Annotated in this window: 10 protein-coding genes; 4 read left to right on the forward strand and 6 right to left on the reverse strand. The window is 44.3% G+C overall.

Annotated features, from left to right (window positions below):
• Positions 1–284: 284 nt before the first annotated feature.
• The gene (locus AE2B122_RS05315) at positions 285–1,466 is read right to left on the reverse strand and encodes a CynX/NimT family MFS transporter (RefSeq protein ID WP_245840354.1); all 1,182 of its coding nucleotides are present in this window, start codon (positions 1,464–1,466) and stop codon (positions 285–287) included.
• Positions 1,467–1,592: 126 nt separating this feature from the next.
• On the opposite strand from AE2B122_RS05315, the gene AE2B122_RS05320 reads away from it, so the two are divergent.
• Positions 1,593–2,516 (forward strand): alpha/beta hydrolase, encoded by a 924-nt coding sequence (locus AE2B122_RS05320; RefSeq protein WP_095219073.1) that lies wholly within the window; start codon positions 1,593–1,595, stop codon positions 2,514–2,516.
• Positions 2,517–2,768: 252 nt separating this feature from the next.
• On the opposite strand, the gene AE2B122_RS05325 is transcribed toward AE2B122_RS05320, so the two are convergent.
• Positions 2,769–4,181, reverse strand: coding sequence for a hypothetical protein (locus AE2B122_RS05325; RefSeq protein ID WP_254593426.1), 1,413 nt, complete (start codon positions 4,179–4,181; stop codon positions 2,769–2,771).
• Between the two features lie 405 nt (positions 4,182–4,586).
• Here AE2B122_RS05325 and AE2B122_RS05330 point away from each other — a divergent pair, with 405 nt between their 5' ends.
• Both AE2B122_RS05330 and AE2B122_RS05335 read left to right on the forward strand, forming a co-directional pair.
• Positions 4,587–6,485 carry a beta-glucoside-specific PTS transporter subunit IIABC gene (locus AE2B122_RS05330; RefSeq protein WP_095219074.1) on the forward strand — a complete coding sequence of 633 codons (1,899 nt, stop codon included), beginning with the start codon at positions 4,587–4,589 and terminating at the stop codon, positions 6,483–6,485.
• 22 nt (positions 6,486–6,507) lie between these two features.
• Complete coding sequence (locus tag AE2B122_RS05335; RefSeq protein ID WP_175073309.1) at positions 6,508–7,947, forward strand: glycoside hydrolase family 1 protein; 1,440 nt, start codon at positions 6,508–6,510, stop codon at positions 7,945–7,947.
• Between the two features lie 94 nt (positions 7,948–8,041).
• Here AE2B122_RS05335 and AE2B122_RS05340 read toward each other — a convergent pair whose 3' ends face one another.
• Genes AE2B122_RS05340 through AE2B122_RS05355 form a run of 4 tightly spaced genes read right to left on the reverse strand, consistent with a single transcriptional unit; the run spans position 8,042 to position 11,801 of the window.
• The gene (locus AE2B122_RS05340) at positions 8,042–9,109 is read right to left on the reverse strand and encodes a PotD/PotF family extracellular solute-binding protein (protein ID WP_175073310.1); all 1,068 of its coding nucleotides are present in this window, start codon (positions 9,107–9,109) and stop codon (positions 8,042–8,044) included.
• Positions 9,106–9,912, reverse strand: coding sequence for an ABC transporter permease (locus tag AE2B122_RS05345; RefSeq protein WP_095219077.1), 807 nt, complete (start codon positions 9,910–9,912; stop codon positions 9,106–9,108). Before AE2B122_RS05345 ends, AE2B122_RS05340 begins: the two co-directional genes overlap by 4 nt.
• Positions 9,905–10,714 carry an ABC transporter permease gene (locus AE2B122_RS05350; protein WP_095219078.1) on the reverse strand — a complete coding sequence of 270 codons (810 nt, stop codon included), beginning with the start codon at positions 10,712–10,714 and terminating at the stop codon, positions 9,905–9,907. Before AE2B122_RS05350 ends, AE2B122_RS05345 begins: the two co-directional genes overlap by 8 nt.
• Entirely contained in the window at positions 10,704–11,801 is a 1,098-nt protein-coding gene (locus AE2B122_RS05355) for an ABC transporter ATP-binding protein (RefSeq protein ID WP_095219079.1), read from the reverse strand. Before AE2B122_RS05355 ends, AE2B122_RS05350 begins: the two co-directional genes overlap by 11 nt.
• Positions 11,802–11,966: 165 nt before the next feature.
• On the opposite strand from AE2B122_RS05355, the gene AE2B122_RS05360 reads away from it, so the two are divergent.
• Positions 11,967–12,266, forward strand: coding sequence for a hypothetical protein (locus AE2B122_RS05360; protein ID WP_175073311.1), 300 nt, complete (start codon positions 11,967–11,969; stop codon positions 12,264–12,266).
• The last annotated feature ends 36 nt before the right edge of the window (positions 12,267–12,302 follow it).

The following is a 12,302-nucleotide window of genomic DNA, read 5'->3' on the forward strand; positions in this document are numbered from 1 at the left end:
ACAACGATCCGTTTTCAAGCTTGAAGGTGTTTTTATTTGTCTCAGCCTAGGGGGTCAGTCCCGTTCCACAGCCGCTGCTTCTTTTTTATTTTATTCGTTATCGGATTCTTCTTCATTCAATTCAAACAGATGGTCTAAGTATGGCTCTAACTCGAATGTATTTTCCTCGGCATATGTGGTGAAAACGTCTTTTGTTAATGAACTCATGATTGGAATCCTCCTTGTGATTGGGTTTGTAGTAATAAGATACCCAATCTAGCAAACTGCTAATCATCCAATTTTAGTCAGGAGGCTACTTTTTCTTGTTTGAAGTTCCGTTTGACGGAGAGAAACTGCATCACGATCATTAATAGGTTCACAGCTATCAATACAAAGATGGAATAAGAGAAGCTTCCGGTCATATCGTTGACAGTCCCTAGAATAATAGGGCCAAATGATCCGATGATGTAACCGACTGCCTGCACCATGGCCGACCAGGAGGCAGCTTCCTGATGGGTAGTAGTTACATCAATCGGAAGCAGCAGATTCATTGCAAACAAACCGCCAGCACCGAGACCGATGAAGCAAGCTGCCAGCCAAGGAAGGAAGGATAAAGAAATCATCGCAAAGCCGATCAATTCGAATATGGCGGCCGTCACAAGCCAGAACAGACGACTGGGAATTTTCTTTAGCAGATAAGGTATTGCTAAGTTAGCTGGTACTTGCAGAAGCATGAATATGACGAGCAAGTTGGCTGCATAGATTTTGCTGTACCCCATATTTTCTACAATAGGGGGGAGCCAAGCAGTCAACGAATAGAAAATAAACGACATACCGCCGAAGGAAAAGGTAAGCAGCCAGGCATTCCACTGGTTCCAAGGCAGTTTCGCTGCGCCGCCGAATGTTTGAATTGCCCTGTCTTTCTTTTTCTGAGGCAATACGACGAGTATCCATATTATGATTGCTATCAGTGCTAATAATGACCAGGCAGCCAAAGCGATTTGCCAGGAATCAACTAGATGCTGAATTGGCGCTACACCCCCGGAGGCCATGCCAGCACCAACAGCTAAGGCAGCAGTATAGATGCTGATCATGAACGCACTACTATTAGGGAAGTATTTTTTTATGAAACCGGAAAGCAGGGGGCTCGCAGCTGCAATACCGATACCTGCCAAGAAAGCTGTAATCAGAAGAAAGATGGAAGTATGAGTGAACAGGCGAATGATAGTACCGATGCCAATGACGGCTAAGGACCAGCCGATCACATATTCAAGCGAGAAGCGATTGGCCAACTTAGCGGCAACCGGCGAGAAGATCCCCATACATAAAACGGGTATGGAGGTGAGCAGGCTTGCACTAGATGCATTCATATGTAATTCAGATTGTATGATTTCAATAAGCGGAGAAATGGAATTGATTGCAGGACGTAAGTTAAGTGCTGCTACGAATAAAGCGATGCCTAACCAGATATACGTTGATTTCTTCACATGCTGTACCCCCATCAGTATCGAATTATCTTATTGTAAACCTTGTGGTAGGCAGCTGCAATGCACCGATGTTTAAATTGCAGTTATATTGTGGAAAATGAATAGGTATAAAAAGGGGGAAGTACTATGGGATTGAATCCAAAAATACAGGCATTTTTGAAAGAAGTAAATGCCCATCCGATACCGCTTGAATCGGTCTCACCTGAGCAATTTCGCGATCAAGCTAGAATGCAGGAAGATGGACCGAAACAAGAAGTGGCTAAAGTAGAAGACAGCCAGATTGAATTAAATGGTCGGACGCTGCCGATCCGTATCTATCGTTCTGATAATAAGACGCAGCCTGCACTTGTCTTTTATCATGGCGGCGGTTGGGTTGTTGGCAGCATTGAATCGCACGATGCTACTTGCCGCGAGATTGCCAATTTGGCAGATTGCACAGTAATCTCTGTAGAATACAGGCTGGCACCAGAAAATAAATTCCCGACAGCAGTGGAAGATGCTTATGATTCCTTTCAATGGATAGCCGCCAATGCAGATCGATTGGGAATCGAACAAGACAAGATCGCTGTTGGAGGAGATAGTGCAGGGGGGAATCTCGCAACAGTAGTATGTCTGCTGGCAGAAGAAAAAAACGGCCAAAAACCTGTATTTCAATTACTTTTATACCCATCGACAGGTTATATCGGAGACGAACCTGCTTCTTTACAGGAGAATGCAGAAGGATATTTATTGACCAAACGTTTGATGAACTGGTTCCGAAGCCATTATTACAGGTCGGAAGCGGATCGATCTCATCCATATGCATCGCCAATTCGTTCTGAGCTGCTCCATGCATTGCCGCCTGCGGCTATTTTGACAGCTCAATATGACCCGCTGCGAGACGAAGCACAGGCGTATGCTGAACGTTTAAAACAGGTGGGTGTAGATGTTTTTGTGAAGAATTACGAAGGGTTGATTCATGGCTTTGCTGGTTTTACAGCTGAAGTAGAAGAAGCGTATCAAGCTGTGGCAGAAGGAGCTGCTCAGCTGAGACAAGCTTTGTATAAATGACCGTGATGCACCGTTACCCTTCCCGGTAGATGCTGGGAGAAATCTAGAAAAACATTGGTCTTCTGGTTCTGCATTATTTCTTATCGGTCCACCAGCATTTGAATACACTCTAAACGCAGATAGGCCATTCTTAGGTTGTTGGTTAAAAGGTCGGATCTCATAATAGAAAAACTGTACTTAAATCTTCACAAAGAAGATTTAAGTACAGTTTTCGATTTGGCTAAAACACTTATCTCCAAGACTCTGTATCTCTTACAGTAACCAAATTCCGATGGTGGTAGAAAGTAAAAGTCCGATAACGACTGGGATAAAACATTGCCGCACTAATTCCATCACCGGCACTCGTGCAAATCCAGCGATTGCTACAATAGAGGACCAGGCAATCAGTGTGCCGCCGCCAACCCAAACCGCTCCCATTTGCCCAATTGCAGCAAGTGTGGAGGCATCCATGCCGACAGCGGGTGCCAGGGCACCTGAAAGGGCTCCGACGAGAGGGAGTCCGGAAAAGCCTGAACCGTCCAGCCCAGTTACCATGCCGACTATCAGCAAACCGAATCCTGCGAAAATAGGATTCTCTGGAATATAGTGCTGACCAGCCTCCACTAAATCAAAAAGAAAGGAAGGAGCCTGTGCCGCATCTTCCAGACCGAATATCCTGGCAGATATTTCTCCGCTTCCTAAAAAGAAAAAACCTGCAATCGGAATAACCGGTCCCATTGCCCGAAAAGCAAAGGTAAAGCCATCTACCAAGTGGTCACTTACATTATGCAAGGACTGTTTCCAATTGTAAGCGATCGCTGCTGCAATCATGAGCAGGATAGCAGCACCTCCGATTAAAGCAGCCCCAGCTCCGCCCTCAAGAGAAGCGGTATTGCTGAAGGCCGTATAGGCCATGTAGATAACAACAACAAGAAAGGCTGCGGGCACTAAAATCGCAAACAAGATACTGAATCTCGGTTTTTTACCTGAATGAGCTTCGCTAGGCGCATCGTTTCCGTTCCATCTTTCCAGGTGCACTATGGAAGGAGAAGAGATTTTTTTTCGAATCCGGAAGTAGGCCAGCAGCAAGGCTGTGATACCGGTAATAAGCGATAAAATAAGCGCTTTGTCTGCCACCGCAGCAGTATCTACACCAGCTGCAGATGCACTCAGCATCGGTGCAATTTTAATAATATAGTCGGCAGAAAGCGCCATACCCTGACCGGAAATCGCCATTGCCACACCGGTTGCTAGTGGAGGCAGACCAGCCTTGATAGCAACTGGGAGCAGAATTGCACCTACGAGCGGCACTGCAGGTGTAGGCCAAAAAAATAGGGAAATACAGTACGTAATGAATGCCAATACCCAAAAGGAAGTATGGCCGTTAGTCATAATATAACCAAAAGGGCGAATCATCCGCTCATCAGCCCGCAATGCTTTTAAAGACTGCAGCAGAGCAGTCATAACGGTAATAATTAAGAAGATATTAAATAGCTCTGAGGCAGCTGTGAGACTTGCACTGAAGGTTGCCTGCAGGCCCTCTACAAGCGTCCCCGAGTACATCCAACCTACTAAGAAGGTCATCAATAATGATGGAACCAGCACATTCTGCCGAAAAAGCATCGTTAAAATAATCAAAAGTGTTCCTGCCAAATACATCCAGTGGGCCATCGTCAAGTCTGTCAAGCGGGTTCCTCCTTCATCTCATCATGTGCCATAGCCTATGTATGACAGAAGAAACCGGTGACTATTGCTTAATTGGATCGTTTAATGAATTCTGTTTTCTATATACGCCACCACAAATGATATCCGTAAATAATGAATAAAAAACATAGATTGAAAGCGTTGACAATAATCCGCTTACATGATAAATTGAGTGTGTAATACAAGACAACCGCATACAACTATCCTTTAGGATTGTTACTGATAAGCAGGCAAAACCTAAATTATGTTCCGAAAACAGAGGCGACTCTGTGCACGGGGTGTAGTTTGGGTTTTTTTGTGTACCAAACCTGACCTTATCAAAGAAAAAAGGATAAAGGTGGCACCCTTTATCCTCATCACATAATATCCCCGAATGGAGGGTCTATCATGAACCATCGTAAAACAGCAGAAGAAATTTTGCAATTAGTAGGCGGAGAATCAAACGTACAAAATGTCATCCATTGTATGACACGCCTTCGCTTCAACTTGTACGATAACAGTAAAGCAGATCGCCAAGCACTGGAGCAGGTAGATGGTGTTCTAGGTTCCAATATCAGCGGCAGTCAGTTTCAGCTGATCATCGGCAATGAAGTGCCAAAGGTGTATAAGGAAATTATAGCAAATAGCAATTTAAGTGAGTCAAAGAGTACAGAAGGCGAATCGAAACAAAAGAAAAATGTAATCAGCTCTATCTTCGACGTTATTTCCGGTGTATTCACACCGATTCTGCCAGCTATCGCTGGTGCCGGTATGATCAAGGGTATTGCGGCGTTGCTGGTGACATTTGGCTGGCTGCAAGAAGCCTCCCAAACATATCAAATTCTGACTGTAATCGGAGACGGTGCATTCTACTTCCTGCCGATACTTCTGGCAATCAGTGCAGCACGTAAATTCGGGTCTAATCCCTATGTGGCAGCTGCGATAGGAGCAGCCATCCTGCATCCGACGCTGACAGCCATGTTCGCAGAAGGAGGATCCATCAGCTTTATCGGATTGCCAGTAACAATTGCGACCTATTCATCTACGGTTATACCAATCTTGCTGGCTATCTGGATTGCGTCTTATGTAGAAAAATGGGTTGACCGTATAACACACGCTTCCTTGAAGCTAATCGTTGTCCCATCCGTAACATTATTAGTCGTAGTGCCAGTTACTTTGATTACAGTAGGGCCACTTGGAGCTATCGCAGGTAACTATCTTTCTACGGGAACAAACTTCTTGTTCCAAAACGCTGGAATTATTGCCATGATCCTGCTTGCAGGTACGTTCTCGCTTATCATTATAACTGGTATGCATTACGCGCTTGTTCCGATCATGCTGAATAATATTGCAGTAAATGGCTATGATTACATGATGCCAGCCATGTTCCTTGCCAACTTTGGGCAAGCTGGTGCTGCTTTCGCGGTTGCAATGCGATCCAAAAACAAAAAATTCAAGTCGTTGTCCTTCACGACCGCTTTGACAGCAACAATGGGTGTTACAGAGCCTGCTATGTACGGGGTTAATATGCGATTGAAGAAGCCATTCGTTGCAGCTTTGATCGGTGCTGCTGCTGGTGGAGTACTATATGCACTTACAGATGTAAAAGCTTACATCGTTGCTGGAATGGCAGGGCTTCCAGGTCTTCCGACTTTCGTAGGACCAGAGTTCATCTTTGCTGTTCTTGGCCTTGTCCTAGCATTTGTTGCAGCAGCTGTGGTGACATGGATCATCGGCTTTGAAGATGTCCTTGCACCTGCTGAAGAAACAACAACGACAGAAGAAAAAGCAGTAGATACAGCAGAAGAAACAGATTCAGAGAAAGTATCTGAAGTCATCGCTAGTCCACTGACAGGAGAGGTACGCCCGCTTGCAGAAGTAAGTGATCCGACATTTGCACAGGAAATCATGGGCAAAGGGATAGCAATCTTCCCATCAAAAGGTGAAGTTGTATCTCCGATAGATGGTGAAGTAGTTACATTATTTGCAACAAAGCATGCTATTGGCTTAAGAAGTACAGATGGCGCAGAAGTGCTGATTCATGTCGGTATTGATACGGTGAAATTGAATGGGGAGCATTTCACAGCTCATATCGTATCAGGCGATAAAGTCCAAAAAGGACAGAAGCTGGTATCCTTCGATATAGAAGCCATTCAAGCAGCAGGATATGACGTAATTACACCGGTTATCATCACAAATACAGCTGAATATGAAGATATTACAGCACTTACAGAAGGCACGGTTAACGGTGGTGAAGCAATACTGGATTTAGCAGTTCCGGCAACTACATCAAAAGAAGCATCATAAATCATAAAAGGAGAGATAGACTATGACAAATCAAACAGCATTTCCAAAAGGATTCCTATGGGGCGGCGCAACAGCTGCTAACCAAATGGAAGGAGGCTTCCATGAAGGCAATAAGGGCTTGAATATCGCGGATGTACTTCCAGGCGGAAAAGAGCGTCTGCGCATCTTGGCAGAGCCAGGATTTGATTTCGAAATCGATACGGATAAATACACGTACCCGAACCACGAGGCAATCGACTTCTATCATCGTTATAAAGAAGATATTGCGCTACTTGCAGAGATGGGCTTCAAAGTATTTCGTATGTCCATTGCTTGGACTCGTATCTTCCCGAAAGGCGATGAACTTGAGCCGAATGAGGAAGGACTTGCATTCTATGATCGTGTGTTCGATGAGTTGCTTCAACACGGTATTGAGCCGGTTGTTACAATCTCTCACTATGAGATGCCTGTTAACCTAGTGAAAGAATATGGCGGCTGGAAGAGCCGTGAGGTTATCACTTTCTTCGAGCGCTATGCAAAAGCTGTTCTGGATCGTTATAAAGATAAAGTGAAATATTGGATGACATTCAATGAAATCAATAGCGGACTTATCATGCCGATCATGAGTCTTGGTTTCTCCATCCAACCGGGTGAACATAAGTATCAATCCGTTGTCCAAGGGCTGCACCATCAGTTTATTGCCAGTGCGAAAGCTGTTCAATACTGTCACGAAATAAGTCCTGAAGCGCAAATTGGCTGCATGATCATTTATGCACCGGTATATGCGTACGACAGTAAGCCGGAAAATATCTTCTACGCAGATCAGGAAGCTCGCATGTTCAACAACTATTGCGGCGATGTAATGGTGCGAGGTGCTTATCCAGCTTTCGCTAAACGTTTCTTCAAGGAACAAGGTGTAGAGCTGAAAATAGAAGAAGGTGACTTGGAAACAATTCAAGCGGGAACAGTTGATTACATCGGCTTCAGCTATTACATGTCCCGTACAGAGAAAGCGGAAAAGAGTGAAGAAGAGCTTTCACAGGGCAATATCATGTCTGGTGTGAAGAACCCATTCTTAAAAGCGAGTGACTGGGGCTGGGAAATCGATCCGTTGGGCCTGCGCATTGCATTGAATGATATGTATGATCGCTATCAAGTGCCGTTGTTCATCGTGGAAAACGGACTGGGAGCATATGATAAAGTCGAGGCAGATGGAAGCATCAACGATGATTACCGCATCGAATACCTTCGTGATCATATTGTGGCGATGGAGGAAGCAATTGAGGATGGCGTGGACTTGATGGGCTATACAAGCTGGGGCTGCATCGACTTGGTAAGTGCTTCTACAGGAGAGTACTCTAAGCGTTATGGTTTCATCTATGTCGATAAGCATGATGATGGGAGCGGTACATTGGAACGGAGCCGGAAAAAATCGTTCCATTGGTATAAGAATGTGATTGAAACGAATGGTGCACAACTTTAAGTTGATGAAAACCTTATCTAGATTTTCTGGATAAGGTTTTCTTGTTTAGTATACATAGAAATAAAAAGGCATGCGCCGTAACGCATGCCTTTGCTTATTCCATCTTGAATTTCAGGAATAATTCATTATACTTTGCAAGGTTTTCCTTGCCAAGGTTCTCATATACTTCGAGACGATCTGTCAATTCTGGCGGCGGGTAGAAGCGTTCATCATTGACCATTTCCTCCGGCATATATTGCAATGCTTCCTTATTCGGAGTGGAGTAACTTACATACTCGGTATTTTGGGCAGCAATTTTTGGATCGAGCATGAAGTTGATGAATTCATGCGCAGCGTCGATATTTTTGGCTGTCTTCGGAATGACCATATTATCGAACCATAGATTGGAGCCTTCTTCTGGTACAACATAGTCAAGATCCTCATTTTCTGCCATGATTTCGGAAGCATCCCCAGACCATGTTATACCGATGGACACCTCTCCGGATGCCATCAGCAGCTTGTTTTCGTCCCCAAGCAGTGCTCTGACGTTCGGTTTTAAGCTGACAAGTTTGTCATATGCTTCTTGTAAACGTTCTGGATCTGTATCGTTAAGGGAGTAATGAAGGCTGTTCAACCCCATTCCCACGATTTCACGCGCGCCATCGATCAACACAATTTCATTTTTCAAGGCAGGATTCCAAAGATCTTCCCAGCTGTTGAACTCGATGCCGTCAATTTGCTTCGTGTTATACACAATACCAACGGTTCCCCAGAAATACGGTACAGAATATTCGTTGCCAGGATCAAACGCCAGATCCATGAACCTGGAATCGATATTTTTCAGGTTTGGTACCTTGCTGTGATCAATCGGCAGCAGCAAATCCTCTTCCTTCATTTTTTCAATCGTATACTCGGAAGGAACCGCGACATCATAGCTTGTACCACCCTGCTGAATTTTTGTCATCATTGCTTCATTCGAATCGAATGTTTCATAGACGATGGTAATACCTGTTTGTTTTTCGAATTCGTCGATTACTGCCGGATCAATATAGTCGCCCCAGTTATAAACGGTAAGCGTATTGCCGCCAGAGTAGCCTTGTGACGCATTTAAGCGCGAAATCGTAACGAGCAAAATAGCGCTCACAGCAATGATCACAACAGCTAAACGTATCAGCTGCTTCATTTGAGCACCTCCAGATCAGGCGATTTCTTGCCACGTCGGGTAAGGAAATAATAAATAACGACTATCAGCATCGTAACAATGAAAATTATTGCTGAAAGTGCATTGATAGACAAGGAAATACCTTGTCTCGCTAGGGAATAAATCTCGACGGACAATGTTGTGAAACCATTCCCTGTTACAAAGAACGTAACAGCAAAGTCGTCAAGTGAGTAGGTAAGCGCCATGAAAAAGCCGGCGAAAATACCTGGCGTGATATAAGGAATCACTACTTTTGTGATGACTTCCCAGCGTGATGCTCCAAGATCTCTTGCTGCATCAAGCAGAGAAGGGCTCATCTCGGACAACTTCGGCAATACCATTAAGACAACAATCGGAATACTGAACGCGATATGCGATAGCAGCACCGAATAGAAGCCAAGCTGAATACCTGCAATCGTGAATAGAATCAAGAACGAGGCACCAATGATGACATCCGGGCTGACAATCAAGATATTGTTCAATGACAGCAGGGCATTCTTTGTCCTGCTAGAACGTATTTTATAGATCATCATCGCCCCAAGCACACCGATTACCGTTGAGATCAAAGCGGATAGAAGGGCAATGACGATGGTATTCAAAACGATAATCAAAAGCCGAGTATCTTGGAACAGCTCTTTGTACCAATCAAAAGTAAAGTTCTCAAAGTCATACATATTGCCACCGCTGTTAAACGAATAGAAAATCAAGTAAAAGATAGGCAAGTACAATAGAGCGAACATAACGATCAGAAAAATCCGTGACAGGGGAGAAATTCTCTTATCCACGTGCTCTCCTCCTTTTCGTTCCGGTTGCAAACATGATGATGAACATGAAAATGATCAGGAAGACAGCAATAGTCGATCCCATGCCCCAGTTCTGTGTAACTAGGAATTGCTGCTCTATTGCCGTACCAAGGGTAATAACTTGGCTGCCGGCGATAAGACGAGTAAGCATGAACAATGACAGAGCTGGAATAAACGTAATCTGACAGCCTGCTTTTACACCATCAATCGTTAATGGGAAGACAACCCGGCGGAACGTTGTCCAGCGCGATGCTCCCAGATCATTCGCTGCATCTAGATAAGTTGGATTCAATTTATCCAAAGCATTGAAGATAGGCAGAATCATGAACGGAATGAATATATAGACGGAAACAAATACAAAGCTGAAATCGGTGAACAAAAGCTGCTTCGATCCAATCCCGATTGTTTCCAAGAATTTATTCGCCATTCCATATGTGCCAAAGATGCCGAGGAAAGCATAAGCTTTCAATAGCAAGTTAATCCAGCTGGGCACTATGATTAATAAGAGCCACAGCTGCTTATGCTTCAATTTTGTCAGTAAATAAGCTATCGGGTAAGCAAACAGCAGTGTAATTAGTGTAATCAGGAAAGCATACCAGAAGGAGCTTAATGTCATCTCCAAATAGATAGGTGTAAAGAAGTTACGATAGTTGGTTAAGGAAAAATTACCTTCCAGATCCTGAAAAGAGTAGTACAGCACTAATAATATCGGTGCGATGACAAAGAAAGCGACCCAAATAACATAAGGGATCGTATACAGGTTGCGAGTCGTCTTATTCTCCATCGTCGTACGCCTCAAGTCGTTTATCGAATTCTTCCTCCGTCTCATTCAGACGCATGACATGAATAGCTTCTGGCTCGAAGGCAAGTCCGATTTCCTCTCCTACAACAGCTTTCTTCGTAGAGTGAACCAGCCATTCGTTACCAGCATCATCGTAGCTGGAGATTTCGTAATGGACCCCGCGGAATAGCTGGGAATCCACCTTTACGCGCAGGTTTCCGGCTTCTGCGCTTGTTATATGCAAATCCTCGGGGCGGATGACAATTTCAATGGGCTCATTCGGCTGAAGACCTTGGTCAACACAAGCGAAACGTTTGCCGGTGAACTCCACTTCGTAATCCCGAATCATCCGGCCATCAACAATGTTGGATTCTCCGATAAAGTCAGCCACAAAACGGTTGATTGGCTCATCGTATATATCAGTTGGTGTGCCGCTTTGTTCAATTTTACCATTATTTAGGACAAATATCTCATCCGAGAGAGCGAGGGCCTCTTCCTGGTCATGCGTTACGAAGATGAATGTGATGCCCAGACGCTGCTGCATCTCACGTAATTCGTATTGCATTTCTGTACGTAATTTCAGGTCTAGAGCGGATAATGGTTCATCCAGTAAAATTACTTCGGGTTCGTTCACGACAGCACGTGCAATGGCAACACGCTGACGCTGTCCGCCGGACATTTCACTGATTTCCCGCTTTTCATAACCAGCCAGGTTAACAAAACGCAAGGATTCCTTCACCTTTTCGTCGATTTGCTTCTGAGGCATCTTTTTGATGCGCAAGCCAAAGGCGACGTTTTCATATACATTTAGATGAGGGAATAGAGCATAATCCTGAAATACTGTGTTCACAGATCTTTTATTGGCAGGGATCTTATTCAAAGGTTTCCCATCGAATAGCATCTCTCCGGAAGTTAATTCTGTGAACCCTGCAATCAGACGCAAAATCGTCGTTTTTCCGCACCCGGAAGGTCCCAGTAGGGTATAGAATTTACCACGCTCGATTTCAAAGCTGACATTGTCCAAAACGGTGGTATCTTTATCGTACTGCTTCATTACATTGTTGAATTGAATGATCGGTTTCTTTGTCATTGTCATCTCCCTTGTTTCTTTTCCGTATTTTGATTCTAAAAATCTTGACGTTCCATTATACGACAAAAAAAGACACGTTGAATAGAACTTTTTTCAGATGAAACATTTTCCGGTATGATACGTATATGTAGGAAACCGCGTACGTATAGAAAGGGCGAACATATTATGTCTACAACAAGAACTATGAAGCTGATTACGGGAATCCTAGAAGCTATTTTGGCAATTCCTTTTCTTGGTGCTCTTATTATTTTATCAAACAGCTGGATGCCGTTAATCATCATGCTTGTGCTGCATATCATTACGCTGGCGCTTGCAGTCCGGGTTAAAGGACCTCTTGCCGGAAGCGTTGTCGGAATCGTCGCATCCTGTCTTGGCTGGATACCTTTCGTCGGCTGGATGCTGCATGCAGCCGCAGCAATTGTATTGCTGATTGAGGTTTACTCCAGACGACTGCAGCACAGATAATAATAGCATGCCCAAAGAACGAAAAAGACTGCCGTA

The organism is Terribacillus sp. AE2B 122, assembly GCF_902497585.1.
Taxonomy (GTDB): Bacteria; Bacillota; Bacilli; order Bacillales; family Amphibacillaceae; genus Terribacillus; species Terribacillus saccharophilus_A.